This is a genomic window from Serratia sp. GW822-FHT06E05 (genome assembly GCF_058799445.1).
The window spans coordinates 1,446,537-1,471,212 of the sequence record NZ_JBXALM010000001.1 but is presented as its reverse complement, the minus strand read 5'-3'; the positions used below and the strand labels follow the sequence as shown (position 1 = coordinate 1,471,212).

Here is a 24,676-nt window from a genome sequence, read left to right as displayed (position 1 = left end):
AAACCCCCATGTTCAAACGCTTGTTGCTGATTTTTATTCTTTTCTCTTCCGCCGCACAGGCGGATCGCCAGGTCACCGACCAACTCAACAGACAGGTCACATTGCCCGATACCATCACCCGCGCGGTGGTGCTGCAACACCAGACGCTGAACCTGCTGGTGCAGCTCGATGCGCTACCGCAGGTGGTAGGTGTGCTCAGTAGCTGGAAGAAACAGCTGGGGCCGAATTATCTGCGACTGGCTCCTGGGTTGGCAAAAATGCCGATGCCGGGCGATCTCACCTCGGTGAACATCGAAAGCCTGCTCAGCCTGCACCCGCAGGTGGTGTTTGTCGCTAACTACGCACCGCCGGAAATGATTGCCCAGATTGAACGGGCCGGTATTCCGGTGGTGGCTATTTCGTTGCGCCGTGAGGCGGCGGATCAGGCCGGGAAAATGAACCCGGTACTCAATGATGAAGATCAGGCCTATAACCTTGGCCTGCAGGACGGTATCCGCCTGATCGGCACGGTAATGGGGCACCAGCCGCAGGCAGAGGCGATGATCCAGGACGTTTTTCAGCAGAGAACGCTGGTGGCCGACCGGCTGCGAGACCTGCCTGCGGACCAACGGGTTCGGGTGTATATGGCCAATCCGGATTTAACCACCTACGGTTCGGGCAAATACACCGGACTGATGATGCAGCACGCCGGTGCGCTAAACGTGGCGGCGAAGGACATTCAGGGTTTTAAGCAGGTATCGATTGAAGACGTGCTGAAGTGGAACCCAGCGGTGATTTTCGTTCAGGAGCGTTATCCCGAGGTGGTGCAGCAAATCCTCAGTTCGCCGCAGTGGCAGGGGATTGACGCGGTAAAAAATAAACGCGTCTATCTGATGCCGGAATACGCCAAGGCCTGGGGTTACCCGATGCCGGAAGCGCTGGCGCTGGGTGAACTCTGGATGGCGAAAAAGCTGTATCCGCAGCGCTTTAGCGACGTCAATTTGCAGCAGCGGGTGGATGCCTATTACCGGCAGTATTATCGCAGCAGCTGTTGCCAGAGCGAGCAATGAGGCTTGGCTGGCTGCTCCTGCTGACGTTGCTTTGCGCGCTGCTGTCATTGGGGATTGGCCGTTACCCGGTATCGGCAGTTCACAGTTTGATGATCCTGCTGGAGCCGTTGACCGGCCCGAACGGCGCTATTGATGCGGTTCAACGCCAGGTGATTCTAGGGGTTCGCGTACCCAGAGTGTTATTGGCGATGGGGGCCGGCGCCTCTCTGGCCCTGTGTGGCGCCGCGCTGCAGGGGGTCTTTCGTAATCCGCTGGTGGATCCGCATATCATCGGTGTCTCTTCCGGTGCAGCTTTTGGCGGCACGCTGGCAATTTTACTTAGCCTGCCGATGGCCGCGCTGTTGCTGTCTGCATTTGTATTCGGCATGGCGGCGTTGCTGCTGATTTTTGCCATTACCAGCGCCATCGCCCGGCGCAATATTTTGTCGCTGGTGCTGGCTGGGGTGATCCTCAGCGGCTTTTTCTCCGCCTGCGTCAGCCTGTTGCAATACCTGGCCGATACCGAAGAGAAACTGCCGAGCATCGTGTTCTGGCTGCTGGGCAGCTTCGCCACCGCCGACAACAATAAACTGTTGATGCTTTTCCTGCCGTTGTTGTTGGCCGGCGGGCTGTTATTGGCATTGCGCTGGAGAATCAATTTGCTGTCGATGGGGGATGAGGATGCCGCTGCACTGGGCATTAACGTCGAGCGCACCCGCTGGCTGATCCTGACGTTGTGCGCCGCGATTGTCGCCGCGCAGGTGGCGGTCAGCGGTAGCATTGGCTGGGTCGGGTTGGTTATTCCGCACGTTGCCCGGCTGCTGGTTGGCCCCGATCATCGTCGTCTGTTACCGGCTTCTCTGTGTTTGGGGGCGTTGTATATGGTGTTGATCGACGATTTGGCACGCACGCTGAGCAGCAGTGAAATTCCGCTGGGCATTTTAACGGCATTGATTGGCGCACCGCTGTTTGCGTTGCTGCTGCGCCGTGCGCAACTGAGAGGTTGGCATGGCTGAGACATTACTGACGGTTAAAGATCTCAGTTTTGGTTGGCCCGGCCAAGCGCCTTTGTTTAACGCGCTGAGCCTGCAAGTGTCGCGTGGCGAAGTCTTGGCGGTACTGGGGCCCAACGGGCGCGGTAAAAGTACCCTGATGCAGCTGTTGCTCGGCACCCTGCCGCTGCAACAGGGGGCGGTTGAATGTGCCGGCGGCATCGGTTTTGTGCCGCAGCATTTCACGGCGCCTTTTGCCTATCGGGTGCTGGATATCGTGCTGATGGGGCGAGCGCGTTATGTGGGGTTGTTCCGCTCTCCTTCGGCGCAGGATCATCGGCTGGCGAAAGAAGCCCTGCAGTCGCTGGATATGTTGGGCTTTGCCGACCGCGAATTTGGCAGTTTATCGGGCGGACAGCGGCAACTGGTGCTGATTGCCCGCGCACTGGCGATGAGCTGCGAGGTACTGATACTGGATGAACCCACTTCGGCATTGGATCTTCATCACCAGGATCGGGTGCTGAGCCTGATCTCGTCACTGGCGCGGGAACGACAGATGGCGGTGATGTTTTCAACCCATCAACCCAATCATGCTCATGCGGTGGCCGATCGCGCCTTGCTGCTGGGGGCCGAGGGACAGCATCAAATCGGGCCCTGTGCCAGGGTGCTGACGGCCGAGTGCTTGTCGCCACTGTTTGATTTGGCGATTGAGCGGGTGGCTTTGCAGATTGAGGGGCGGCAGTTTGAAACGCTGGTGCCTTTATATCGCAGTCAAAGGGAGCGTCATCATGAGTAATCTTCTGCTGTTTGCCGCCGGTAGCCTGCGCGTGGCATTTGGGCCGCTGCTGGCCGCGTTTCAGGCACAAACCGGCGAGGTTGTAGATGCGGTATTTGGTCCCGCAGGCCTGCTGCGTCAGCGCATTGAAGCCGGTGAACGGCCGCATGTTTTCGCTTCGGCCAATCTGGCGCATCCGCAGCGATTGGTCGATCTGCATTTATCGCCACGGGTACAAACTTTTGCCCGTAACCGGTTATGCGCGACGGTACGTAATAGTGCCGGACTAACAGAACGCCCATTGTTGGAGGTACTGCTGGACTCGCGTTGGCGGGTGGCGACCTCAACGCCGGGTGCCGATCCTTCCGGTGACTATGCGCTGCAATTATTTGAACGTATTGAATCCCTGTTGCCGGGGCAGGGGACAGCCCTGCGGCAACGGGCTTTGGCTCTGGTGGGTGGCCCAGATTCAGCGCCGTTGCCGATGGACCGGCCGGCGGCTGAGTATCTGCTCAACAGCGGACAGGCGGATATCTTCCTCGGTTACGCCAGCTATGGTGCGGCGTTGGCAAGGTTTCCCGAGTTGGTGGTGCGGCAGTTACCGCCTTCGCTGACGATTGAGGCCGACTACGGTCTGTGTCTGTTGGATGGACGGGCACAGCCTTTGGCCGAGTTTATTCTGGCGGAACAGGGGCAGGTGATACTGCGTGAACAGGGTTTTTACCTGCCAACCTGGTGAGCTAATGGCTTATTAAGTTGGCAGGTTAAGAGGCTATTACAGCTTTTTCAGCAGTTGCATCAGATGTTCTTCGCTCTTCTCCGCCAGGCCGTCAATCGCCAGCTTGATGATATCGGAGCGGGTAATGCGCACCACGCCGTTACGCGCCGCCTGCACAATGATTTCATCGATGGCGTCGACGTGATTATCGGTCAGGCTGACTGAAATGGCTTTGTAAGTGCGTTTGCGACCCTGCGGCTTGGCTTCGGGGGCGGGAACCAGCAAAGTGTGCGACGTGGCGCTATTGATAAATTCGTCTTCCGACATGCGATGGGTTGGGGTGCGTTTTTTCACAGGATCACCTCCTTCACCAGGCTTTCGATTTCCGCCTGCGCTTTTTCGTTATGCGCCTCATGCACGGTAATCGCCTCGCCCCAGGCGTCGCGGTAAATCTTGCGGTCGCACAGGCGGTTACTGACCAGCGTCAGTTCCGGGTATTCGCTTAATACCTGCGCCGCTTCGTTGGCTTCATTAATGAAGATGTTGGTCGGGCACATGTTCAGCACGATGTAGCCTTTCACCTTCTCGTTATATTCTTGCGCCGTGGCGAACATTTCAGACAGATACCCGACGGTGTCCAGATCCATCTGCGACGGGCGCAGCGGAGAAAGGAACAGATCGGCGGCTAACAGGCCCGAGCGCAGTTCGGCGCTGTCGCGGCCGGCGGTGTCGACAATCACATAGTCGTAATGGCGATCCAGCTCCAGCAGCGTATCTTTGATTTTACCCGAGGCGGCAACCACCGGAATATGCGGCAGACCTTCAACATTTTGGCGATCGTTATACCAGGTCATGATTGATTTCTGATCGTCGGCATCGACGATGATGGCCGTTTTTCCCTGCTTGAGGATCAGATATCCGGCGATATTGACCGCCTTGGTCGATTTCCCTACGCCACCCTTTTGCGAGCCAATCAAAACAATCATGCTGCCATCCCTCAAGTTATTAAGCTGGTAACTTATTAAGTTAATATGCTTATTAGGTTGATAACTAAACAGGTTAACTACAACAGAGCCTGAACAATATGCACCAATGTCGGCGGCTTGCCAAGCCAGTATGCGGTTAACTTTACAGCCTATTTTGCTGGTAACGTAGTCAGCGGGTAAGTAGGAATGTTCTGGGAAGGGGGGACAAGCGGAAGGATTTTTTTAATTTAGCAGCTTAATAAGTTATTAAGCTGCTAATGATGACGCTGCCAGAACGCTACTTTTTCAACATCGACTTCAGGTTGGCGAACGGGTTATGGGTCGCGAGACCGACGTCTTTTTGCGCATCTTCACCGGCAACAACCGTTGAGCCATACTGATCGGCTTCGGTGTATTTTGAATGCTCATGGTCGTGACAATACAGGCACAGCATTTCCCAGTTGCTGCCGTCTTCCGGGTTGTTGCTGTGGTCGTGATCGATATGGTGAACCGTCAGTTCGCGCAGGTTGGAGTACACAAACTCACGCGAGCAGCGTCCGCAGACCCAGGGAAAGATTTTCAGCGCTTTTTCGCGGTAGCCAGTCTCCAGCCTCGCGTAGTTTTTTGGGATATATGCCATGGTGTATGCCCGTCGGGTGATAATAATAATGCGTAAAATAATACCACAAAGCGCCGGCTTACAGCGTGCGGCACATCACCGTGACGGTTTCGCCACAAACTTCACGTTGCTCAACAGGTTGCCAGCCCAGTTTCTGATAAAGCGGTTGTTGGTCGGGCGTGTAGAGATACAGCGCGGTGATCTGTTCCCGTCGGCAGTGGGCAATGCACTGGGCGATCAGTTCGCTAGCCACGCCCTGGCCGCGGTGTTGTGGATGGGTAAAGACTTCCCCCAGCCAGAACTTGCGCTCTGGCTTATCTGCCAGTTCGTAAACGATCAGGCTGGCGGTTCCGAGGATCTGTTGTTGCGGTGACAAAGCCAACAGCGCCAGCCCGGGGTGCTGTGGTTCACAGCGCTGTTCCAGGCGCTGGCTGATTTTCTCTCGGCAGCTCCACGGGGGGAAGTCCTGCCACTCCTGATGCAGTAAAGCGGCCAGTTCACCAATGCGCTGGCGATGCGCAGAAAGTCGTTCGATACGCATGATTCGGTTCATTTTTTGCCCAAGGGCAGACAACTATAGCGACGATTTTCGCCTATTTGAAGGTCTCGATCGCCCAATCGATAAATACCCGCATTTTGGCGCTCAGATGGCGGTTGGAGGGGTACACCACATACATCTGCTCAGCCGGTGGTTGCCAGTCGTGCAGCAGGCTGACCAGCTCGCCGCTGTCCAGATGCGGTTGTGCCATAAAACGGAAGGTTTGGATGATACCCAATCCGGCCAGCGCCGCCGCCAGCAGCGCATTGCTTTCGTTGACGCTGACGTGATAGCGGTGCTGGATATCGATTTCTTTGCCTCGATCGACGAAGTGCAGCGGCAGGATACGATCGTTCAACGCATGACGATAGTGTGCCAGCGGATAACCCAGTTCCAGATCGCAGGGATGCTGCGGCGTACCGTAATGAGCCAGATAGGCCTGGGTTGCGCAGGTTACCCATTCAAGCTCGAACAACCGGCGGGCAATCAGGCTGGAGTCGGCAAGCGGACCGCTGCGGATTACGCAGTCGGCGCTGTCGTTGATCAGGTCGATGAGTCGATCGCCCACGCCCAGATCAATCTGTATTTGCGGATAGCGGGCAATAAAGTCCGGCAGCGCCGGCAACAGCAGTTGGCGAGCGGTGGCACCGCCAACGTCGATGCGCAGCACGCCCTGCGGCGCACTCTGCGACTCGGTCATGCTGCCTTCCATTTGCTCCAGCTCTGCCAGCCATTTAACCGTTCGTTGGTAGTAACATTCGCCTTCGGGCGTTACCGACACGCTGCGGGTGGTGCGCTTGAACAGCTTGGTTTGCAGGTGATCTTCCAGGCTCTGGATCAGCTTGGTGACGGTGGCTTTGGGCATCCGCAACGAGTCTGCGGCACGGGTGAAGCCGCCGGTTTCCACCACGCGGTTAAACACCCGGATAGCGAGTAAATGATGATCCATAGCGCTCTCAGTGCAAACCCCGGCGGCAAGCCGGGGTGAATTTGATGACAAACACCCGAAAAGCGTGGTTTTCGGATGTTTGGGGTAAACCTGAAGACATCATTCTTTGTTTTTATTAGTGCACAAAACATGACTTTTAAGCACAGAGGACTTTGTCAGCCGTCTGACCCCGGCGGCAAGCCGGGGAGTGTTTCTGCCAGTAAATAATGATTATGACTGTTTAGCGCTAATCATGCCGGAGCGCAAGGTCAGGCCGAATACCAGCGCTGCGGACAGGGTCAGTGCGCCACCGAACAACATGGCGCTGCTGACGCCCTGCCAGTCAACCACTTCTCCACCCAGCAGCGCGCCGGAGGCCAGGGCTATCTGGATCACGCAGACCAACAGTGCCTGGCCGGCCTCCGGTGCCTGCGGTACCGCAGCGAACATCCAGTTGGTAGCGCACACCGGCACGGCGCCGAACGCCAACCCCCATACCATCACCATCAGCGTAGCCCCGGCGATGCCGCTGAGGAACGGCGACACAATCAGGATGGCAGCCAACATGGCGGCAATCAGGATAAAGGTGGCGCGCAGGCTGCGTTCGGCCAGCCTCTCGCCCAAAAAGGTTCCGAGCAGGCCAATGGCGCCATAGGCCAGCAGCTGCAGCGAAATCGCCGACGGGCTGAGGACGAATACCTGCTGCAGCAGCGGTTTCAGGTAGGTGTAGGCGGCAAAATGGCCGATAAACAGCAGCACGATGGCAATAAGCCCGGTACGCGCCATTGGCAGACGCAGCGGCAACAGCAGATCGCGTGGCGTAACCGGCCGGGTGGGGGGTACCGATGTTAGCAGGCGCAGCTGTGCCAATAACACCCCGACCGCCAGCACCGCGCTGCCAAAGAAAGCGGCGCGCCAGCCGAACAGGTCTCCAATCAACGCACCGGCAGGAACGCCGCAAACGGCACCGACCGAAATGCCGCTCAGGATAAGCGCAGTGGCCCGGCCCTGGCTGGCTTCCGGCACCAGATGGCGGCCGTAGTTGGCGGCAAAGGCCCAAAAACCGCCGACGCAAATGCCCAGCAGCACGCGGCCCAGCAACATCATGGGGAAGTTTACCGCCAGTGCGGAGACCAGGTTGGAAACCGTCAATAGCACGCTCAATGCCAGCATCAGCAGGCGACGATCGAGCCGACCGGCCGCCAGACTGAGGGCAGGGGCGGCGATTGCCGCGACGATACCGGGCACGGTCACCATCAGTCCGGCTTTGCCGGTGCTGACGTCCAGCGATGGGGCGATATTGGTCAGCAGGCCAATCGGTAGAAATTCGGTGGTAACCATCACAAAGCAGGCGACGGTCAGCGAGAAGATCGCCAGCCAGGGTGATGGTGCAGGTTTCTCATTATTATTCAGCATAGTACCGCTCGTCCCAGGTGGATGCGTAAACCGCGCGGTAGGCGCGGAGTGACAGAGATCACAATTTACGCAGGCCTCTGCGGCGGATAAATCCGTTTGCGGTGGTTACACTGTTTCTGAGGGGGAATAATCGCGCGCGGCCAGTCTGGCATGGGCTATCGGCCGTCAGGCTGGCTAAATGTTTAATTGGCATAAGCTTATGCGATGGGTGCAGCAGGCTGCACCCGGTCGTGTATTACAAGCCCGGCGCTTTCCACATCGAGGTGGTCAGGCCGTGATCGACCAGGGTGAGCTGATCGGCATACACCTGACGCCAGGTTTCTTTTTGCTGCCGGTACAGCTCATGGTTGGCCATATCCGGCTGATATTCTCGCTCCCAACGCACCAGCTGTTCCCCGGTTTGCGCCAACGATTCATACAGTCCCGCCCCCACCCCAGCGGCAATCGCGCAACCCAGCGCGGTGGCTTCTTTCACCACCGGCACACGCACCGTCAGGCCGGTAACGTCGCTAAGGATTTGGCTCCACAGCTTGCCCTTCGAGCCGCCGCCGGCGAACACCAGCGAACGGGCCTGCACGCCGGAGAAGCTGGCGATTTGTTCCAGATTGCAGGCCGACACAATGGCGGCATTTTCTTCCAGCGCACGGAACAGGGTCTGCTTATTGCAGCGCTCCGGGTCGAGCGACAGGTTAATAAACGACGGCGCGGCGTGGTACCAGGTCTTGAAATGCATGGCGTCGGAAAATATCGGCATCACGCCGTAGGCCCCAGGCGGCACGCGCGCCGCCATCTCTTCCAGCAGGCTGTAGGCATCGACCCCCAGCCGTTCCGCCAGCAGCTTCTCTTCGGCACAGAAGGCGTCGCGGAACCAGCGCATGGTCAACCCGGTGAAGAAACTTATCGACTCCGCTTGTGCCATGCCGGGGATCACGTGTGGGTTGATACGAATGTTCATCTCCGGATCGGTGGCCGGTTCAGGCAGATTGACGATCTGTTGCCAGAAGGTGCCGCCCAACACGGCTGTCTGCCCGGCATGCACCACCCCCAGCCCCAGGCTGCCCAGTTGCACATCGCCGCCGCCCATCACGACCGGTGTGCCGCGCAGTAAGCCGCTTTGCTGTGCCGCCTGTTCGGTGATGTGTCCCAGCACACAGCCGGTCTCTTTCACCGGTGACAGCATATCGGCACGCAGTCCGGCCATATCGAGCAGCGCCGGACGCCAGTCGCGGTTGACCAAGTCGAGCATGCCGGTGGTACCGGCGTTGGAGGGATCCACCGCCAGTTCACCGCTGAGCATATTTGCCAGCCAGTCGCTGATCATGGTCAGCGTTGCCGCCTGACGGTAAATGTCCGGCCGGTGATGCGCCAGCCACAGCAGGCGCGGCATGGCGCTCAACGCCAGCGTTTGGCCTGAATACTGGTAAACCTCGCGCTCAAAATTATGGTTATGCAGCTCTTTCAGTTCGCTGACTTCCTGGCTGGCACGGGCATCAACGTTGGCGCAGGCCCAGATCGGCACGCCGTCGCGATCGTAGAGTACGATGCCTTCACGCATGGAGCAGCAGGCCACGGAACGGATGGCCTGGCCAGAGAGACCGGCGTTTTGCAACGCCTGGCGGATACATTGGCAGGTCAGCTGCCAGTTGTGGCTGAGGTCAAACTCCATGGAACCGGGCACGCCCGGCACGGCCAAATGCCGCCATTCCGCCTGGCCCTGAGCGATCTGGTTACCCGCCAGATCGAAGATTACCGCGCGAACGCTGCCGGTGCCTGCATCCAGCGCCATCAAATAGTTATCCATAGCTCACACTCTCTGGGGAGGAACCTTAACTATAGATGCCGTACTGTTCGCCCCGGTGGGGGAAGCGACAGGCCTGGCGGGATTTGTGAGCCAGGCAGCAAAATTGCCCTTGCGGAGGGGCAATCTGTGGGATTAAACCTATGGTTGGAAAGAACATTGACCTTCGAGGTTTAACAAGGAGTCGCCATGCACGTCACACTGGTAGAAATTAACGTTAAACAGGACAAAATCGACGAGTTTATTGAGGTCTTTCGCGCCAATCACCTGGGGGCGATAGAAGAGCCGGGCAACCTGCGTTTTGACGTATTGCAAGATGAATCCATCCCGACGCGGTTTTATATTTATGAAGCCTATCGGGACGAGCAGGCGGTCGCCGCTCACAAAAAGACGCCGCACTATCTGCAATGCGTGGAGAAACTGGAAGCGCTGATGACCGGCCCACGCAAGAAAACCAGCTTTATCGGCCTGATGCCGGGTTAGCGCCGGCGTAGGGTAATTCTGTTCAATACAGTGACAAGCCAAGCCGTCAGTCTGGCATCTGTGAACTCTTTCTCAGGTGCCTTTAATGAATATCTATCTTTCCATGGCTGCGTTTGCGCTGGCCGCTTCCATCACCCCCGGTCCGGTCAATATCGTTGCCCTGAGCGCGGGGGCACAATTCGGTTTCAACGCCACTCTGCGCCATGTTTCGGGCGCCACGCTGGGGTTTACTCTGCTGTTGATCCTGCTAGGTCTGGGGCTGAACACGCTGTTGGCGCTGTGGCCGGTGCTGACGCAGGTTATCCAGTGGGCGGGCATCGCGTTTTTGTTGTTTATGGCGTATCAACTGGCGTTTGACGACGGCCGCTTGGGGCAGGGTAGTCAACCGCAAGCCCCTTCTTTCTGGTACGGCGCGCTGTTGCAGTGGCTGAACCCCAAGGCCTGGCTGGCATCGGTGGCCAGTCTGGGAGCGTTTGTTGCCGATGGCGATCGCCTGCTGCTGTGGCAGTTCGCGGTAATTTACTTTGTGATCTGTTATGCCTCGGTGGCCTGCTGGGCTTACACCGGCGCGATGTTGACCGGCCTGCTGCGGCAGGCACGCAACGTACGGCGTTTTAATCGCTTGATGGCGCTGCTGTTGGCAGCCAGCGCCTGCTATCTGTTGGCCGACGGCATTTAGCGTGGGTTTTGGTACTGGCCGGGGGTGGCGGCCAGCAACAGTTTGAAGGTGCGCTGAAAGTGCGCCTGATCGGCAAAACCGCTTTCGCTGGCCGCTGCGGCGATCGGATAACCACGTTTCAACAACCGGTGACCGAATTGAATGCGTTGGTTAACCAGATAAGCATGCGGCGTCATGCCGTAACGCTGTTTAAAGGCGCGTATCAGGTATGAGGGCGAAAGCGCTGCCGCCTGGCAGATGGCCTCCAGCGTGAGCGGTTGGGTGCAATGCGCGTTGATAAAGGCTGCCGCGGCCGCCAATCTTGGGTGCTCGTAGGGGGTAACTGGCGTATTCCCCAAAGAGGTCTGCAAATCGCTGAAGTATTCCACCAGAGCGATCTGTTTTTCCAAATGGCAGCGCAGTGGGTCGATCAGTAGCTCATACAGCCGGTTCAGGCCACCAAACAGTTCGGGGTCACGGCTGAGCACCTGAGTGAAGGGGATAAAACGGCCGTCGCCGCCGACGATTTCTTGCTGCAATTTACCCAGCCAGGCGGCATCAATATAAAACATGATGTATGACCAGCGCTGGTCGCCGATGGGGTTACAGGCGTGGGCCTGCTGCGGATTGATGATCACCACATCGCCGGTGCTCACCTGCAACGCTTGGCTGCCGTTAATATAAATACTGGTGCCGTCGGTGATGGCGCCGATGGAAAAGATTTCATGGCTGTGCAGGGCGTAACAAACCTTACGGCCATCTTCAATGGCGCGGGCTTCCACGAAGGGGAGCTGCGGATCACGCCAGAACTGCGGCGCATGAGCGGTCATTGTCTTTCCTTTTCGATGCGGCGGGGCTAGCTTGTGTTATAGCCTAAAACGCGCCGGGGAGGGAATGCGAGTGATGATTTTTAATGTGTTCGGCCGCCTGCTGGGGGTCAAACGGGCAGGGGGGCAATGGCAGCTGTTTCGCGTGACGTTGCCGGAGCGCAAGTATGCGCGCAGTTACGACATCGTGTTGCCGGATGAATTGACCGAAAGCGAGATAGCCGGCTATCTGGGGGACATTTACCACGAAGCCGCGACGGAACGCCATCCTGACGTCGTCAGGATCGAATAAACCCCGGCCCGATAAAAAGGGCCGGAGGATTAATCTTCTTCGTTGCGGGCCATCAGTTGGCGTTGGTGCTCTTCGCTGGCCGCCTGGATCTCTTCCAGGACGGAACCGACATCGGCGCGTTTGTTGCTCTCGACAAACTTGCCGGTCAGCACGCTCGCCGGGGTCAGATTACCTTCCTGGTACAGCGCCCAAATCTCTTTGGCATATTTGCTGCCGAGCAGTTCTGGCGCGTACTGACCGTAAAACTGCGACATGTTGTTGATATCACGTTCGAACATGCTTTTGGCGTGGTTGTTGGCGGCGGCATCCACCACCTGCGGCAGATCGATAATCACCGGCCCGTTTTTGTCCATCAGCACGTTGAATTCCGACAGGTCGCCATGCACCAGCCCGGCACACAGCATGCGTACCGCATAGTTCATCATCAATGCGTGATCGGCCCGTGCCTGTTCCGGCGTCAGGGTAACATCGCTCAAGCGCGGCGCTACCAGGCCTTCTTCGTCGGTGATCAGTTCCATCAGCAGTACGCCATCCAGACAGATATCCGGCTGCGGCACGCGAACGCCCGCTTTGGCGAGCAGGTTCAGCGCATCGACCTCGGTGTTCTGCCAGGCTTCTTCCTGCTGCTGGCGGCCGAATTTAGAGCCTTTGCTCATGGCGCGCGCATCACGGCTGTTGCGCACTTTGCGCCCTTCCTGATAGTTCACGGCCTGCTTGAAGTTACGTTTTTCTGCTTCTTTGTAGACTTTGGCGCAGCGGATCTCTTCGCCGCAGCGCACGATAAAGACGTCGGCTTCTTTGCCACTTTTCAAACGGCGGATGACGTCGTCAATTAAACCATCATCTACCAATGGCTGGAGTCGTTTTGGAATTTTCATGCAGCCTTGTACCCTATTTAGGCTCCGGTGTGAATGGTTTGCTAAGGTGTTACCCCAATTTAGACCTGAAAGGCAAAAAATAGTTTGCCGCCGTTGCGACCGAACGCCGCAACGGCGCACCCGCTACAGGGTTTCCGCCAACACCCAAACGCTGACGCTGCCGCCGTTAACCGGGAAAGTCGCCTGTCCCTGTTCGTCGGTGATGACCTCATCCTGACGGTTGCCGAGCAGATCACGCCAGCTTTTATGTGCCAGAGCATCGCCCAGCGAAACCGCTTTGCCGCTTTCAGCTCCGTTGGTGAGCACCACCACGCAGCCAGGGGCATCGGCGGTGCCGCTGCGGGTGAAAGCGACGCAGTTTTTATCATCAAAATAATCGGTTTGCACGCCGTTGGCAAAGCGTTGACGCGCCTGGATCAACTTTTCCAACTCCGGGATCACCGGCATATCAATTTGGTATTCCTGGCCGTCACTGCCTTTATCTTTATAGCTGGCACCGTACAGATCGGGATAGAACACGCAGGGTACGCCTTGTTCGCGCAGCAGGATCAGAGCATAGGCCAGCGGTTTGAACCAGGGTTCGACCGGAGCTTCCAGCGATTGCAGCGGCTGGGTGTCGTGGTTGGCGACCAGCGTGACCGAATGGGCCGGATCGGCGGCGGTCAGGGTGTCGGTGAAAATCTGCGCCATATCGAACCCGTCCCCCTGCTTGGATGCCTGATGAAACTTCAGGTGCAAGGCTACGTCGAACAGCATCACTTTGCCCTCGACCAGGTCAATATACTGTTGTAACGCTGCCAGATCGTGCGACCAATATTCGGCGACGATAAACAGATCGCGCTGCGCGCTGTCACGCACATGATCAGCCCACTCTTTAAAGAACCAGGCCGGGATGTGTTTGGCGGCGTCCAGCCGGAAACCGTCGCAGGGCAGGGTCTCCATCAGCCAGCGAGCCCAGTATTTCAGCTCCTCCGTCACGGCGGGGTTGCGAAACTCAACGTCGGCGCCCATCAGGTAATCGTAGTTGCCTTTCTCGTCGCCGACCTGATCGTTCCAGCCGTCGTCGCCGTAATCATTGGCGATTTTGAAAACGCCTTTTTCATCGGGCTGTTCTACGTAATCCACTCCGCCGAAGCATTTGTAGTCCCAAATGAATTTGGAATAGGTACCTTGCCGCCCTGGAAAGGTGAAGCGGGTGTAGGCCAGGGCGTCAAAACCCTGATCGTTGATGTCATTGCGGTTGTTGGCATCCGCTTTGTATACGTGCACCTGCTCTTTATCGTCGGCCCCGAGCTTATGGTTGAACACCACGTCGTAAATGACCCTTACGCCGTTGTCCCGCAGCCGGTTGGCGGCGTGGGTCAACGCCTCTTTATCGCCGTACTTGGTGGCGCGACTGCCTTTTTGATCGAACTCCCCCAGGTCGAACAGATCATAGCTGTCGTAACCTACCGAATAGCCGCCGGAAGCGCCTTTATAGGCAGGAGGAAGCCACAGGTCGGTGATGCCGATTCCGGCAATTTGCTCGGCGCGTTCGGCGGCTTCCTGCCATAACTTACCGCCATCGGGGTAGTACCAATGGAAAAACTGCAGCAACGTGGTTTTTTTCGTCATGAGCAAGCCGTCCTGTTTGCCAAAAGGAGGTGCAAGATGAGCGGTAGCTCACCCCATCACTGTTACAGCATGGGCTACTTTTGGCAAAAGGGAAACCAGGTTTGGGCGGCCGGATATGCCGCCCTTGGAGGTTAGCGTTGGCTGGCGTAATGCGGCGAGCGCGGGCCATACAAAATGGCGCCATTCTGGCCGTTTGCCGACAACAAGCGGGTATTGGCGATGGCACCAACATCGAACCCCTTGTCACTGATGGTATCGGCAATTTGCGCGATGGCGGCGCTGATTACCATACCCAGCAGACCGCCGCTGGAGTTGTTGTTATTTTCGTTGCTGGAGGCGGTAGCGCTGCCGGCCCAAAGTTGTTTGCCGTTACGCAAATCGACCAACCTGGCTTTCACGGTAACGCGCGTTTCGCTGTTAATAACGATATAGCTGGTGCCGTATTGTGTGACATCCAGGTACAACACAGCGTCGGCACCGAAGATCTTATGCAGCTTTTGGATACTGACCGCACGGATATCGTTGGCGTTAGTCAGGCCGTTTTGCTGAAAAGTCTCTTCGACCACGGCGACCGGCAGCACATAGTAACCGGCTTCCGCCAACGGCAACGTGGTGCTGGCAAGGACGCTATGGCTGGCTTTGACATCCGGCGACTGATTGACAGGGGGGAGCACCAGGATGGATTTCGGCTTGCTCTCGTGGAAGGCTGCATAATCGTAAGGTGCTTGTTTGGCGCAGCCGCTCAACAGCAGGGTAACGGCGACGCTGAAGAAACCTAATGCACGTTTCATTTAAAGCTCCCCTTATCCTTAGCCATCAGGAAATTCATAAACGGCGCTGATTCCGGGAACAGCGTTTTCTCTGTATTGAACTCGGTCATGGCCTGGCCGGTATTGCCGGTTTTGCTGTACAGCAACCCCAGTTGTGCATGCAGGCCCGGCGGCACGGCTTTATTCTTGGCGCGAGATTTTTCGGCAATTTCTTTTAGCGTCAAAATCTGTTGTTCAGGGCTTTGACCATCCTGTTGGTAATATTGGTAAATCGAAGTTTGATAGCCATCCCAGTTGTAGAGCGTTTTTGGCGCGGCGCAGCCGGCCAGCAGGGTCGCTGCGAACAGCGCCCCACCCATTTTTTTAGTTATCATATTGCTGCTTCTATTCCGTTAGTTAGCAGGGCGCCATGCGCCACTTTCGATACCGGCAACCAGGTTATTGACCGCTTCGCGTACGGCCAGATCCAACACTTTGCCGTTGAGGGTGGAATCGTAGCTGGCGGTGCCGCCGAAGCCGATGATTTCACGGTTGGATAGTTGGTACTCGCCGGCACCCTGGGTGGAGTAAACCACTTCTGAGGTCTGTACGTTGACCACATTCAAATTGACCTTGGCATAGGCCACCTGCGTTTTACCGCGTCCCAGAATGCCCCACAGCTGGTGATCGCCCACTTCTTTACGGCCGAATTCGGTCACGTCACCGGTGATCACGTAGTTGGCGCCTTTCAGCGTCTGGGTTTGGCCTTTAATGCCGGCTTCAGTTTTCAACTCATCCATATTGGCGCGATCAAGCACGTTGAAGCGGCCGGTTTGCTGCAGATGGGTGATCAGGATGGTTTTTGACTGGTTGCCCAGGCGATCGACGCCATCGGAGAAGATGCCGTTCATATAACTGGAGCGGTTATCGAACTTGCCGACGGAGATAGGGCTGCGCTGCCCCTGGTAGCTGGTGTTGTAGGACGCCACTTTAGGCACTTCCAGAGAGCGCGAGGATTCAGTAGCACAGCCTGCCAGCAGGCTGACGGAAAGGGCGACTGAGCAGACAACGAGTGATTTTTTCATCGGAATACAATCTCTCCATGATTATAAAAGCGCGCAAGACAGACCGTTTTGCGCCAGGAATTTAAACGGCAGGGCAAATAACAGGTGCTATTTAAACGGGGCAATCCTGCCATGGATATGTAACAAAATACAACTGAATATCGACATAATTGGCGCTATTGGGGATTAAATAACTCATTCAAATACAATGGATTGTGTAAGGATATCATTCGTATTTTATCTGGTTTGCGGAATTATCCGGTTTTTGATGGGTTTATTATTTGTAAAATATATATTTTGTGGCTTTTTATTTTGTAAATTTAATTCAGTAAAGAATGTAATTCTGCGTGAGGCGACAGATTGCTGCAGGTGTCTCGTGAGATTGAGATTTCACGCCGTTTAAAAATCCGTTATGGTAATGAATATTAGGTAACACTATCAACTAAGTGAAGTGTTTTAGCGCTGGTACCAACGGGGACATTGATTGTGAACATCAGAGATTTCAGGGCATTGTCGCGCAACCTGGTCAGAGAACTGGGCATGCTGAATAAACAGAGTAATGGCAGCCGTTTTTCACCATTACAGATCCATATTCTGATTGAGATCAGCACGCTACCCCTGGGCGTGACCGAACTGGCCACCCGGTTGTGTATCGATAAGGCCAGTGCCAGCCGGGCGGTGCGTAGCCTGGTTTCCGCAAGCATGATTGAAGCGGTGGATTATCCGCACGATAAACGCCACAACCTGAATCAACTGACCCGTTTGGGCCGTAAAACGCTGGCGGCGATAGACACCAATGCCGATGGTTTTATGCAGGATGCATTGGCACAGTTGGACGATGATGAGTTGGCTGCCACTACGGCCGCGATGAAAAAGATGACCTCGGCATTACGTAACGCACGTAAGCAGCGTGACGCCGCTTTGCGGGTTCGTCCGATAACCCAGGATGATGATGCCGCGATGGCGGGGATTATTTGCAACGTATTCCGCGAGTACGGCATGGATAAAATGGAAGGCGTTAGTCTGCACGATCCCGATTTGGATCGCCTGACCGGCGTTTACCAGGATAACGGCGGAAAATATTGGGTGCTGGAACAGGAAGGCCAGGTAGTGGGGGGCGTCGGCATTGCCCCTTTGGCGGGCGGTGACGTCGGTTACTGCGAGCTGCAAAAACTGTTTTTCAAACCCAGCGTACGCGGGTTAGGCATGGCGCGTTACATGGTGGTGCAGGCGCTGAAAGCGGCGCGGGCAGCGGGGTACCGCTACTGTTATCTGGAAACCACCGAGCAGTTGAAAGAGGCGCTGGGATTGTATTATGCGCTGGGTTTTACGCTGCTGACGGAAAGACGCGGCAATACCGGCCACCACGGCTGCAATATCTACCTGCTCAAGAATCTGCAAAGCGGCTGAGCACCATCCATAAAACAAAAGGCGGCCCAAGGCCGCCTCTTTGCGCAATAGCTGATTCAGCCATTAATTGTAGATGATCGCAGTACCGTGCAGCTTGTTGTCGCCGGTAGTTGAGATGATCTGGAATGATTTAGCGCCTGCTTCATCCGCTTTGGCCGCCAGTTTGTTTTCCAGGCTGGTCAGGTCGGATGCACCGCTGACGGTGACTACGCCAGCTTTTTGCAGATCTGCCGGTTGAGCGTTAACCAAATCGGCGGCAAAGCTGCCGAATGAAGCGGTGGCCAGTGCGATGGCTGCGATGGTGATTTTCAGGTTTTTCATAGTCTTATTCCTATCTTTATATTCTGTATACGGTTTTGTCTGTTGGGTCGTTAAATTAATTAACGATCGATAATTTAATGTTAGACGCCTGTTCGACGCTTTGCAACTATTTTTTTAGTGTTCGTTAATTAATTTTTTCTGACAGCTTTTTGCTGGAAGGCCAAAAGCCGTAGCCACTCCAGCATTATTTAATCAACTTATTGTTATTTATAAATTAATGCGGTGCCGTGCAGTTGGTTGTTGCCGCCTGCGCCAACGATCTGGAACGATTTTGCCCCGGCTGCGTCAGCCTTGGCCGCCAAACCGGCTTCCAGAGCGGTGAGGTCTGAAGCCCCGCTGACGGTGATCACCCCGGCTTTCTGCTGATCTGCCGGTTGGCTATTAACAAGATCGGCGGCGAAGCTGCCGAATGAAACAGAGGCCAGCGCAAGGGCTGCAAGCGTCATTTTTAAGTTTTTCATGAAGTTATTTCCTGTTTTATCAACGTAAATGGGCGTATTTAAATTGGTTGTCGCTAATTACTTAACGATCGATAACTAAATGGTAATCTCTTCTCGACGAGAGCGCAATATTTTTTTATAATGACCGTTAATTTAATTGGCAAGCCCTGCTGCGGAGCGGGATAAGAGAGGGTCTATGAGCATCAATGAAGAAGTCTGCGCCAAAAAAACGCGTGGCAGACCGAAGCAGTTTGATCGCGACCGTGCGCTGGACAGCGCACTCGATCTGTTCTGGCTGCATGGTTATGAATCCACCTCGATGGCCGATCTGGTCGAGGTGACCGGTGCCAAAGCGCCTACGCTGTATGCGGAGTTTGGCAATAAAGAAGGGTTGTTCCGCGCAGCGGTAGAGCGCTACCTGGAAAAATACACCACGTGCATCGACCAACGGCTGGAGCAGGATTTGCCGGTGGCGGAGATCGTCGAGGATTATGTGCGTTCTCTGGCGCAGCTGTTCACCGATCCGGAAAAACCGTCCGGCTGCCTGATGGTTTGTGCGTCCGCGGCGTTATCATCTTCTTCTGGTGATGTGGCCGAGATGCTGCGCAAGAAACATCATATGCAGGAGGCCAGCCTGAAGGCTTGCTTCGACCGCAAGGTAGAACAGGGCGAACTGTTGGTTAAAACCGATACCGCGCTGCTGGCCAAATTTATCATTTGTACCATTGAGGGCATGTCGACTCAGGCACGCGAAGGCGCTAGCCGTGAAGATTTGTTGCGTTTGGTTGATGCGTTGATGCTGGTCTGGCCGCGCCTGAGTCAGGTGGGCAATAAGGTCTAAGCAGGGCACACGACAGGAATAAAGGCCGCATCGCTGCGGCCTTGGTCGGTATTATTGGTTAACCGGGATCACCGCACCCTGGTATTTTTCGCGGATGAAATCCTGAATCGCCTTGGAGTGCAGCACCTTCACCAGCGCCACAATTTCCGGCTTGTTCACGTCGGCCTTGTGCACGGTGATGATGTTGGCATAAGGGTTGTTTTCGCCGCTTTCCACCGCAATCGGGTCTTTGGTCGGGTTCAGCCCGGCGTCGATGGCGTAGTTGGCGTTAATCACCACCGCATCGCCCTCGTCGTTGTTGTACATCTGCGGCAGCAGTGCACCTTCCACATTGGCCTGGAATTTCAGGTGTTTCGGGTTTTCCACCACGTCAGAAATGCGCGCATCCACCTTGCTCACGCCCGGCTTCAGTTTAATCACGCCCTCTTTTTCAAAGATCGACAAAATACGACCTTCTTCCGCCACCGCGTCACGCATGATGATTTTGCCGTTGTCCGGTAAATCCTTCAGGCTTTTGTACTTCTTGGAGTAAATACCGATAGGTTCGATATGGATAGCGCCGGCGCTGACAAAGTCGTAGCTCTTGTCGTCGGCATGATCCTTAAGCACCGAATTCAGGTAAGGCACGTGTTGGAAATAGTTGGCGTCAATATCGTGGCTGGCCAGCGCGGTGTTCGGCAGGATGTAGTCCTGGAAAGGTTTGATCACCAAATCTATGCCTTCCTTCGCCAGTATCGGCTTGGCCTGCTCGAGGATTTCCGCGTGCGGCACGTTAGATGCGCCGACCACCAGCTTGGTTTCCGCCGAGGCACCCAAAGAGGCCAACGCGGTCAGTGAGGCGAAAGCCAGCATCATAATTTGTTTTTTCATCATCATTATTCCCTGGTTATTTATCGTTTATCGAGCGTGGTTGTAAGGGTGTCGCCAATGAACTGGATAACGAAAACGATCAATAAAATCGTCAGCGTTGCGGCCAGCGTCACGTCACCGTGGTTGCGTTGAAAACCTTCCAGATAGGCCAGATTGCCCAGCCCGCCTGCGCCAATCACCCCGGCCATTGCGGTGTAGCTCACCAGCGCGATCAGAGTAACGGTAATGCCTGAAACCAGTGCCGGTGAAGATTCCGGCAGCAGCACGCGGAAGATAATGGTGCTGGTTTTGGCGCCCATCGATCGCGCCGCCTCAATCACTCCTTTGTCGACTTCGCGCAGGCCAATCTCGACCAATCGGGCGTAGAACGGTGCCGCGCCGACGATTAGCGCCGGCAATGCCGCATCGGCGCCGAGAATGGTGCCGATCAACGTCTTGGTGAACGGGATCAACAACACGATCAGAATGATGAAAGGAATGGAACGGAACACGTTGACCAGCACTGAAATCAGCGAATAGACGGCCCGGTTTTGCAGCAGCTGACCGCGGGAGGTCAGGAACAGCAACACCCCGAGGACGATGCCGAGTACCAGCGTCGCCAAACCGGCGATCCCGGTCATATACAGGGTTTCCCAGGTGGCGTTCAACAACGAATCAAGACGCAGGTGAGGGAACAGTGACTCAAGCATGTTTAATGACCTCAACGGCGATCTGTTGCTCTTTCAACAGCTTCAGCATGCTGTCGATTTGCAGGTCGTTGCCTTCGACGTGAATGTAAAGTTCGCCAAAGGAACCATTCAGGGTTTGACTGATTTTGCCGTGCAGAATGTTGATACTTACCTTGTAACGCAGGATAACGTCAGAAATCACCGCCTGATGGGTCTGCACGCCGACAAACGTCAGCTTGAAAATCGCGCCCGACAGATGTTGGCTCAACAGCGGATTGAAGCTTTCCTCGGTTTCCTGATATTGCGAAACCTGTTTGACGAACTGTTGGGTGATCGGCTGCTGCGGCCGGGTGAACACGTCAATCACCGGGCCTTCCTCTACGATGCGACCGTTTTCCATCACTGCCACCCGGTGGCAAATTTTACGCACGACGTGCATTTCATGGGTGATCAGCACAATGGTCAGGTTCAGCTTGCGATTGATGTCCAGCAGCAAATCGAGAATCGAGTCTGTGGTTTGAGGGTCGAGCGCCGAAGTGGCTTCATCACACAGTAAAACCCCCGGATTGTTGGCCAGCGCGCGGGCAATGCCGACGCGCTGTTTTTGTCCGCCGCTCAACTGCGACGGATAAGCATCTTCGCGGCCCTGCAGCCCAACCAGTGCGACCAGCTCCGCCACTCGCGGTTTAATCTGTGCTTTGGGCACGCCGGCGATTTGCATGGAAAAAGCAATGTTCTGACTGACGGTGCGTGACCACAGCAGGTTGAAGTGTTGGAACACCATGCTGATTTTCAACCGCGCCTGGCGCAAGGCATTGCCTTCGGCTCCGGCGATATCGAAACCTTCAACCTGAATGCTGCCGCTGCTGGGCGTTTCCAGCCCGTTCAGCAAGCGGATCAGCGTGCTTTTACCGGCGCCGCTGTAGCCGATGATGCCGTAGATTTGCCCGGCCTCGACCGTCAGGTTGACGTCATCCACTGCGACAACGCGGCCCTGTGCGCTGTCAAAAGTTTTGCAAACGTTCGAAAGAACGATCATAGAGAAGCGAATCCTTATTTAATACATCACAGAATTCCGTCCGGAGCGCGTCACGCCGGAAAGGGATCGGCTTCTTGGGATAAGGGCAGACGGAACCTCTGTTGCTGGGTGAATACGGGCCAATCCTACCGGGGGTTTATAGTGACAGGAAGAATGTAAATTCTATTAGTTATTCTGATTTGGTATATCAAGTGATGAGCGGAAGTGATGGTAAAACGACGGCCAGGGCATACCATGGCCGAGGGGGTGGCGTTAGCGTTTGGCGAGCTTCATGTGCAGCAGCGGGAAAGGGTTGCCCTGGCCGTCGAGCGCGGAACGCCCGGTGATTTCAAACCCGTAGTGGCGGTAAAAACCGCTGGCCTGCGGGTTCTGTTCATTAACGTCCAGCTGCAACTCGTTATGCAAGGTTTCCGCATGCTCCAGCAGTGCCTTGCCGACGCCCTTGCCGCGCTGATCCTGATCGATAAACAGCATTTCCACTTTGTTGCCGCTCAGTCCGATAAAACCGCAGGGCTGGCCGGTGCCGTCCACGGCAACCCAAACGTTGACCGCAGGCAGGTAATCGTTCAGCACCAACGGATAGAGCTTGGCGATGTCTTCTTCGGTAAGAAAATGGTGGGTAGCGCGTACCGAACGCTGCCAAATCTCCACCAGTTGCGCATTGTCTTCTGCCGCGCGAGCTCGGATAGTGAACATGGTAACTCCCGTATTTGGACTCATTTATTTTAAACCCGGCCCCACAGTCTGGCTACGGTCAGGGCGATAAAGGCTTCCAGCTTGGCGGATTGCCGCCTTTCGGGCAGATAGACCAGGTGCATCGGGCGCGGCAGTGGTGAATACTCCGGCAGTACCCGGACCAATCTGCCGGCGGCGATATCTTCATCCAGCAGCAGAGTGGCATGCAGCGCGATGCCAAAATCCGCCAATGCCGCCCGGCGTACCCCTTCACCGGAGTCCATTCTCAATCGAGGCCTGACCGGTACGCTGATCTCTCCCGGCGGCCCCAACAGCCGCCAAAAGTGGTTGCCATCCCACTGGCTGAAACCAAAGCAGCAGTGTGCGCTGAGCTGCTCCGGCCGTGTGGGTTCACCGTGCTGTGCCAGATAATCCGGCGAGGCAGCCAGCGTCATGCGGTAATCGGGCAGGGCGCGCGCCACCAGGCCGTCGTCCGCCACCGGCCCGATGCGAAACGCGGCCTCGTAGCCTTCTTCGATCAAATCCACCTTGCGATCCGACAGCACCACTTCCGCTTCCACCTCCGGGTGCCGTTGCAGGAACTCGGTCAGTATCGGTGTCAGAACGCGGTTGCCGAAGGTGACCGGCGCGCTGATGCGCAACAGCCCGCTGGGGGAGCTTAACAGCGCCCGCGCACTGGCTTCGGCCGCGTCGGCATCGGCCAACAGTCGGCGGCAGCGTTCGTAAAACACCCGACCGGCCTCGGTCAGCCCCTGGCGGCGAGTAGTACGATTAAGCAGCGGCGCATTCAACCGTTGTTCCAGAGCGCGAATGTGTTTGCCAACCATGGTCGGTGAAATAGCCATCTCTTCGGCGGCGGCGACGAAGCTGCCTTTTTCCACCACCCGCACAAACACCGCCATGCTGGTTAATCGATCCATTATAAACCCCTGGTGTTTTCTGAATGCTTTTTAGGCCACTGTTGCCGAGTATAGCGCTTTGCGATAATCAATCTATCGACCGTCAGTGTGTTATTGGCGGAAATTTTCCGGAGTGGCGACATGCAGGCATTAGCGTTTGAACAATTTGGTGGGCCGGACGTGCTCGAATACCTTGAGCTGCCGACGCCGGCGGTACCTGCGGGTGCGGTACAGGTACGCATGGGGGCCGCCGGGCTGAATTTTGCCGATATCTATCGCCGTAAGGGCAACTACGTGCTGCACGGCAATCCCCCTCATATTGGCGGTTACGAAGGGGTCGGGACCATCATTGCCTTGGGTGAGGGCGTTCAGGGGTGGCAACTCGGAGAGCGGATCGGTTTTGCTGACGTACCTTTTTGTCATGCCACTCGCATCAATGTGCCGGTGGAGCACGCGCTGCGTCTGCCGCAGGCATTGAGCGACGTTGAAGCCGCCTCTATTTTGCTGCAGGGGCTGACGGCGCAGTACCTGATCAATGACAGTGTTCAGGTCAAGGCGGGCGATCGCGCCCTGGTGCATGCCGCCGCCGGCGGTGTCGGACAGATCCTTACCCGGATGCTGGTGGCGCGTGGCGCGCAGGTTTACGCCGTTGTCTCTTCGGCGCATAAACAACAGATTGCGTTAAACAACGGCGCGGTGGCGGCCTTCACTTATCAGCAGGATTGGGTCACGCAGATTGCCGCTCTGACCGACGGCGGCGTTGAGTACGGTTTTGACTCTGTGGGCATCACCCTGCAACAAAGCATCGACGCGCTGCGCCCCGGCGGTCGGGTGGTCACCTTCGGCATGGCCGGGGGCGAGGCACCGGCGATCTCTGCCTATCAGCTGATGATGGATTCCAAAGGCGTAGTGGGGGGCGATCTCTGGACTTACCTCAATAGCGCAGAGGCGCGACGTGCGCGGGCCGAGCGTCTGTTCAGCAGTTGGCAGAATGGCGAGTTTGCTATCCCGCACATCGAAACCTTCCCGCTCAAAGAGGGGGCGGCGGCGCACCGTCGCCTGGAAGATCGCAGCTTTGCCGGTAAAATTGTGCTGCTCAACGATAGCGACCCGCGGAGTTAAAAGCCGTATTTCGCTTCATGTTACACTG

General features: G+C 56.3%; 30 protein-coding genes. 10 read left to right on the top strand and 20 right to left on the bottom strand.

The window, feature by feature from the left end; genetic code table 11:
- Positions 1–8: 8 nt before the first annotated feature.
- From AC1RKC_RS06945 to AC1RKC_RS06930, 4 genes are read left to right on the top strand one after another with little or no spacing between them, the layout of a single operon-like run.
- Positions 9–1,049, top strand: a complete 1,041-nt coding sequence (locus AC1RKC_RS06945; RefSeq protein WP_048761328.1) for an ABC transporter substrate-binding protein — start codon at positions 9–11, stop codon at positions 1,047–1,049.
- A complete protein-coding gene (locus tag AC1RKC_RS06940) occupies positions 1,046–2,044 on the top strand; it encodes a FecCD family ABC transporter permease (RefSeq protein ID WP_493091767.1) in 999 nt (332 codons plus the stop codon). The genes AC1RKC_RS06945 and AC1RKC_RS06940 overlap by 4 nt, the downstream gene beginning before the upstream one ends.
- On the top strand, positions 2,037–2,816 hold the full coding sequence (locus AC1RKC_RS06935) for an ABC transporter ATP-binding protein (protein WP_493091768.1): 780 nt from the start codon (positions 2,037–2,039) through the stop codon (positions 2,814–2,816). Before AC1RKC_RS06940 ends, AC1RKC_RS06935 begins: the two co-directional genes overlap by 8 nt.
- Positions 2,809–3,534 carry a substrate-binding domain-containing protein gene (locus AC1RKC_RS06930; protein WP_261439874.1) on the top strand — a complete coding sequence of 242 codons (726 nt, stop codon included), beginning with the start codon at positions 2,809–2,811 and terminating at the stop codon, positions 3,532–3,534. Before AC1RKC_RS06935 ends, AC1RKC_RS06930 begins: the two co-directional genes overlap by 8 nt.
- A gap of 36 nt (positions 3,535–3,570) precedes the next feature.
- On the opposite strand, the gene AC1RKC_RS06925 is transcribed toward AC1RKC_RS06930, so the two are convergent.
- The 7 genes from AC1RKC_RS06925 to lsrK form a co-directional block, all read right to left on the bottom strand.
- Positions 3,571–3,867 (bottom strand): hypothetical protein, encoded by a 297-nt coding sequence (locus AC1RKC_RS06925; protein WP_020825792.1) that lies wholly within the window; start codon positions 3,865–3,867, stop codon positions 3,571–3,573.
- Positions 3,864–4,499 (bottom strand): division plane positioning ATPase MipZ, encoded by a 636-nt coding sequence (locus AC1RKC_RS06920; protein WP_493091770.1) that lies wholly within the window; start codon positions 4,497–4,499, stop codon positions 3,864–3,866. The genes AC1RKC_RS06925 and AC1RKC_RS06920 overlap by 4 nt, the downstream gene beginning before the upstream one ends.
- 277 nt (positions 4,500–4,776) lie before the next feature.
- Entirely contained in the window at positions 4,777–5,118 is a 342-nt protein-coding gene (gene yajD, locus AC1RKC_RS06915; protein WP_020825794.1) for an HNH nuclease YajD, read from the bottom strand.
- Positions 5,119–5,176: 58 nt separating this feature from the next.
- Positions 5,177–5,638: a GNAT family N-acetyltransferase gene (locus AC1RKC_RS06910; protein ID WP_020825795.1), complete on the bottom strand. Its 462-nt coding sequence runs from the start codon at positions 5,636–5,638 to the stop codon at positions 5,177–5,179.
- 52 nt (positions 5,639–5,690) lie between these two features.
- Complete coding sequence (locus AC1RKC_RS06905) at positions 5,691–6,584, bottom strand: LysR family transcriptional regulator (RefSeq protein ID WP_334647422.1); 894 nt, start codon at positions 6,582–6,584, stop codon at positions 5,691–5,693.
- A gap of 210 nt (positions 6,585–6,794) precedes the next feature.
- Positions 6,795–7,979 (bottom strand): MFS transporter, encoded by a 1,185-nt coding sequence (locus tag AC1RKC_RS06900; protein WP_020825797.1) that lies wholly within the window; start codon positions 7,977–7,979, stop codon positions 6,795–6,797.
- Positions 7,980–8,214: 235 nt separating this feature from the next.
- The gene (gene lsrK / locus AC1RKC_RS06895; RefSeq protein ID WP_046374197.1) at positions 8,215–9,780 is read right to left on the bottom strand and encodes an autoinducer-2 kinase; all 1,566 of its coding nucleotides are present in this window, start codon (positions 9,778–9,780) and stop codon (positions 8,215–8,217) included.
- A 186-nt stretch (positions 9,781–9,966) separates the two neighbouring features.
- Here lsrK and lsrG point away from each other — a divergent pair, with 186 nt between their 5' ends.
- Positions 9,967–10,260 (top strand): (4S)-4-hydroxy-5-phosphonooxypentane-2,3-dione isomerase, encoded by a 294-nt coding sequence (lsrG, locus tag AC1RKC_RS06890; RefSeq protein WP_020825799.1) that lies wholly within the window; start codon positions 9,967–9,969, stop codon positions 10,258–10,260.
- 85 nt (positions 10,261–10,345) lie between these two features.
- On the top strand, positions 10,346–10,939 hold the full coding sequence (locus AC1RKC_RS06885; RefSeq protein WP_261156774.1) for a LysE family translocator: 594 nt from the start codon (positions 10,346–10,348) through the stop codon (positions 10,937–10,939).
- On the opposite strand, the gene AC1RKC_RS06880 is transcribed toward AC1RKC_RS06885, so the two are convergent.
- Positions 10,936–11,748 (bottom strand): AraC family transcriptional regulator, encoded by an 813-nt coding sequence (locus tag AC1RKC_RS06880; RefSeq protein ID WP_261286607.1) that lies wholly within the window; start codon positions 11,746–11,748, stop codon positions 10,936–10,938. The genes AC1RKC_RS06885 and AC1RKC_RS06880 overlap by 4 nt on opposite strands.
- A 70-nt stretch (positions 11,749–11,818) precedes the next feature.
- On the opposite strand from AC1RKC_RS06880, the gene AC1RKC_RS06875 reads away from it, so the two are divergent.
- Complete coding sequence (locus tag AC1RKC_RS06875) at positions 11,819–12,037, top strand: DUF7661 family protein (protein ID WP_041414319.1); 219 nt, start codon at positions 11,819–11,821, stop codon at positions 12,035–12,037.
- 29 nt (positions 12,038–12,066) lie between these two features.
- Here the strand turns inward: AC1RKC_RS06875 and AC1RKC_RS06870 are convergent, their stop codons facing one another.
- From AC1RKC_RS06870 to AC1RKC_RS06850, 5 genes are all read right to left on the bottom strand, one after another.
- Positions 12,067–12,915, bottom strand: a complete 849-nt coding sequence (locus AC1RKC_RS06870) for a PA4780 family RIO1-like protein kinase (RefSeq protein ID WP_020825803.1) — start codon at positions 12,913–12,915, stop codon at positions 12,067–12,069.
- Positions 12,916–13,038: 123 nt separating this feature from the next.
- On the bottom strand, positions 13,039–14,529 hold the full coding sequence (amyA, locus tag AC1RKC_RS06865) for an alpha-amylase (protein WP_142815695.1): 1,491 nt from the start codon (positions 14,527–14,529) through the stop codon (positions 13,039–13,041).
- Positions 14,530–14,660: 131 nt separating this feature from the next.
- Complete coding sequence (locus tag AC1RKC_RS06860; protein WP_020825805.1) at positions 14,661–15,320, bottom strand: DUF799 domain-containing protein; 660 nt, start codon at positions 15,318–15,320, stop codon at positions 14,661–14,663.
- A complete protein-coding gene (locus AC1RKC_RS06855) occupies positions 15,317–15,673 on the bottom strand; it encodes a DUF4810 domain-containing protein (RefSeq protein WP_041414320.1) in 357 nt (118 codons plus the stop codon). Before AC1RKC_RS06855 ends, AC1RKC_RS06860 begins: the two co-directional genes overlap by 4 nt.
- 18 nt (positions 15,674–15,691) lie before the next feature.
- The gene (locus AC1RKC_RS06850) at positions 15,692–16,363 is read right to left on the bottom strand and encodes a CsgG/HfaB family protein (protein ID WP_020825807.1); all 672 of its coding nucleotides are present in this window, start codon (positions 16,361–16,363) and stop codon (positions 15,692–15,694) included.
- 465 nt (positions 16,364–16,828) lie between these two features.
- Here AC1RKC_RS06850 and AC1RKC_RS06845 point away from each other — a divergent pair, with 465 nt between their 5' ends.
- Complete coding sequence (locus AC1RKC_RS06845) at positions 16,829–17,752, top strand: bifunctional helix-turn-helix transcriptional regulator/GNAT family N-acetyltransferase (RefSeq protein WP_261286606.1); 924 nt, start codon at positions 16,829–16,831, stop codon at positions 17,750–17,752.
- Between the two features lie 63 nt (positions 17,753–17,815).
- Here AC1RKC_RS06845 and bhsA (AC1RKC_RS06840) read toward each other — a convergent pair whose 3' ends face one another.
- Together bhsA (AC1RKC_RS06840) and bhsA (AC1RKC_RS06835) are read right to left on the bottom strand one after the other, a co-directional pair.
- Complete coding sequence (bhsA, locus tag AC1RKC_RS06840) at positions 17,816–18,073, bottom strand: multiple stress resistance protein BhsA (RefSeq protein WP_020825809.1); 258 nt, start codon at positions 18,071–18,073, stop codon at positions 17,816–17,818.
- A 203-nt stretch (positions 18,074–18,276) separates the two neighbouring features.
- Entirely contained in the window at positions 18,277–18,534 is a 258-nt protein-coding gene (gene bhsA, locus AC1RKC_RS06835) for a multiple stress resistance protein BhsA (RefSeq protein ID WP_020825810.1), read from the bottom strand.
- A 175-nt stretch (positions 18,535–18,709) separates the two neighbouring features.
- On the opposite strand from bhsA (AC1RKC_RS06835), the gene AC1RKC_RS06830 reads away from it, so the two are divergent.
- Positions 18,710–19,354 carry a TetR/AcrR family transcriptional regulator gene (locus AC1RKC_RS06830; RefSeq protein ID WP_046374192.1) on the top strand — a complete coding sequence of 215 codons (645 nt, stop codon included), beginning with the start codon at positions 18,710–18,712 and terminating at the stop codon, positions 19,352–19,354.
- A gap of 51 nt (positions 19,355–19,405) precedes the next feature.
- On the opposite strand, the gene AC1RKC_RS06825 is transcribed toward AC1RKC_RS06830, so the two are convergent.
- The 5 genes from AC1RKC_RS06825 to AC1RKC_RS06805 all read right to left on the bottom strand — a co-directional run bounded on the left by AC1RKC_RS06825 (position 19,406) and on the right by AC1RKC_RS06805 (position 23,547).
- The gene (locus tag AC1RKC_RS06825) at positions 19,406–20,227 is read right to left on the bottom strand and encodes a MetQ/NlpA family ABC transporter substrate-binding protein (protein WP_020825812.1); all 822 of its coding nucleotides are present in this window, start codon (positions 20,225–20,227) and stop codon (positions 19,406–19,408) included.
- 17 nt (positions 20,228–20,244) lie between these two features.
- Entirely contained in the window at positions 20,245–20,913 is a 669-nt protein-coding gene (locus AC1RKC_RS06820) for a methionine ABC transporter permease (protein ID WP_020825813.1), read from the bottom strand.
- A complete protein-coding gene (locus AC1RKC_RS06815) occupies positions 20,906–21,931 on the bottom strand; it encodes a methionine ABC transporter ATP-binding protein (protein ID WP_020825814.1) in 1,026 nt (341 codons plus the stop codon). The genes AC1RKC_RS06820 and AC1RKC_RS06815 overlap by 8 nt, the downstream gene beginning before the upstream one ends.
- Positions 21,932–22,183: 252 nt before the next feature.
- A complete protein-coding gene (locus tag AC1RKC_RS06810) occupies positions 22,184–22,627 on the bottom strand; it encodes an acetyltransferase (protein ID WP_020825815.1) in 444 nt (147 codons plus the stop codon).
- A gap of 29 nt (positions 22,628–22,656) precedes the next feature.
- Positions 22,657–23,547, bottom strand: a complete 891-nt coding sequence (locus AC1RKC_RS06805; protein ID WP_020825816.1) for a LysR family transcriptional regulator — start codon at positions 23,545–23,547, stop codon at positions 22,657–22,659.
- Positions 23,548–23,667: 120 nt separating this feature from the next.
- On the opposite strand from AC1RKC_RS06805, the gene AC1RKC_RS06800 reads away from it, so the two are divergent.
- The gene (locus tag AC1RKC_RS06800) at positions 23,668–24,648 is read left to right on the top strand and encodes a quinone oxidoreductase family protein (protein ID WP_493091779.1); all 981 of its coding nucleotides are present in this window, start codon (positions 23,668–23,670) and stop codon (positions 24,646–24,648) included.
- Positions 24,649–24,676: the final 28 nt, after the last annotated feature.

What these genes read in the sequence shown, in the direction of transcription:
- AC1RKC_RS06905 (WP_334647422.1), bottom strand. Translation starts at nt 6,584, where the DNA reads ATGGATCATCATTTACTCGCTATCCGGGTGTTTAACCGCGTGGTGGAA.
- lsrG (WP_020825799.1), top strand. Translation starts at nt 9,967, where the DNA reads ATGCACGTCACACTGGTAGAAATTAACGTTAAACAGGACAAAATCGAC.
- AC1RKC_RS06805 (WP_020825816.1), bottom strand. Translation starts at nt 23,547, where the DNA reads ATGGATCGATTAACCAGCATGGCGGTGTTTGTGCGGGTGGTGGAAAAA.
- AC1RKC_RS06880 (WP_261286607.1), bottom strand. Translation starts at nt 11,748, where the DNA reads ATGACCGCTCATGCGCCGCAGTTCTGGCGTGATCCGCAGCTCCCCTTC.
- AC1RKC_RS06815 (WP_020825814.1), bottom strand. Translation starts at nt 21,931, where the DNA reads ATGATCGTTCTTTCGAACGTTTGCAAAACTTTTGACAGCGCACAGGGC.
- AC1RKC_RS06940 (WP_493091767.1), top strand. Translation starts at nt 1,046, where the DNA reads ATGAGGCTTGGCTGGCTGCTCCTGCTGACGTTGCTTTGCGCGCTGCTG.
- AC1RKC_RS06820 (WP_020825813.1), bottom strand. Translation starts at nt 20,913, where the DNA reads ATGCTTGAGTCACTGTTCCCTCACCTGCGTCTTGATTCGTTGTTGAAC.
- AC1RKC_RS06830 (WP_046374192.1), top strand. Translation starts at nt 18,710, where the DNA reads ATGAGCATCAATGAAGAAGTCTGCGCCAAAAAAACGCGTGGCAGACCG.
- AC1RKC_RS06870 (WP_020825803.1), bottom strand. Translation starts at nt 12,915, where the DNA reads ATGAAAATTCCAAAACGACTCCAGCCATTGGTAGATGATGGTTTAATT.
- AC1RKC_RS06910 (WP_020825795.1), bottom strand. Translation starts at nt 5,638, where the DNA reads ATGCGTATCGAACGACTTTCTGCGCATCGCCAGCGCATTGGTGAACTG.
- AC1RKC_RS06900 (WP_020825797.1), bottom strand. Translation starts at nt 7,979, where the DNA reads ATGCTGAATAATAATGAGAAACCTGCACCATCACCCTGGCTGGCGATC.
- AC1RKC_RS06885 (WP_261156774.1), top strand. Translation starts at nt 10,346, where the DNA reads ATGAATATCTATCTTTCCATGGCTGCGTTTGCGCTGGCCGCTTCCATC.
- AC1RKC_RS06855 (WP_041414320.1), bottom strand. Translation starts at nt 15,673, where the DNA reads ATGATAACTAAAAAAATGGGTGGGGCGCTGTTCGCAGCGACCCTGCTG.
- AC1RKC_RS06850 (WP_020825807.1), bottom strand. Translation starts at nt 16,363, where the DNA reads ATGAAAAAATCACTCGTTGTCTGCTCAGTCGCCCTTTCCGTCAGCCTG.
- AC1RKC_RS06945 (WP_048761328.1), top strand. Translation starts at nt 9, where the DNA reads ATGTTCAAACGCTTGTTGCTGATTTTTATTCTTTTCTCTTCCGCCGCA.
- AC1RKC_RS06810 (WP_020825815.1), bottom strand. Translation starts at nt 22,627, where the DNA reads ATGTTCACTATCCGAGCTCGCGCGGCAGAAGACAATGCGCAACTGGTG.
- yajD (WP_020825794.1), bottom strand. Translation starts at nt 5,118, where the DNA reads ATGGCATATATCCCAAAAAACTACGCGAGGCTGGAGACTGGCTACCGC.
- AC1RKC_RS06800 (WP_493091779.1), top strand. Translation starts at nt 23,668, where the DNA reads ATGCAGGCATTAGCGTTTGAACAATTTGGTGGGCCGGACGTGCTCGAA.
- lsrK (WP_046374197.1), bottom strand. Translation starts at nt 9,780, where the DNA reads ATGGATAACTATTTGATGGCGCTGGATGCAGGCACCGGCAGCGTTCGC.
- AC1RKC_RS06825 (WP_020825812.1), bottom strand. Translation starts at nt 20,227, where the DNA reads ATGATGAAAAAACAAATTATGATGCTGGCTTTCGCCTCACTGACCGCG.
- AC1RKC_RS06920 (WP_493091770.1), bottom strand. Translation starts at nt 4,499, where the DNA reads ATGATTGTTTTGATTGGCTCGCAAAAGGGTGGCGTAGGGAAATCGACC.
- bhsA (WP_020825809.1), bottom strand. Translation starts at nt 18,073, where the DNA reads ATGAAAAACCTGAAAATCACCATCGCAGCCATCGCACTGGCCACCGCT.
- AC1RKC_RS06935 (WP_493091768.1), top strand. Translation starts at nt 2,037, where the DNA reads ATGGCTGAGACATTACTGACGGTTAAAGATCTCAGTTTTGGTTGGCCC.
- amyA (WP_142815695.1), bottom strand. Translation starts at nt 14,529, where the DNA reads ATGACGAAAAAAACCACGTTGCTGCAGTTTTTCCATTGGTACTACCCC.
- bhsA (WP_020825810.1), bottom strand. Translation starts at nt 18,534, where the DNA reads ATGAAAAACTTAAAAATGACGCTTGCAGCCCTTGCGCTGGCCTCTGTT.
- AC1RKC_RS06860 (WP_020825805.1), bottom strand. Translation starts at nt 15,320, where the DNA reads ATGAAACGTGCATTAGGTTTCTTCAGCGTCGCCGTTACCCTGCTGTTG.
- AC1RKC_RS06930 (WP_261439874.1), top strand. Translation starts at nt 2,809, where the DNA reads ATGAGTAATCTTCTGCTGTTTGCCGCCGGTAGCCTGCGCGTGGCATTT.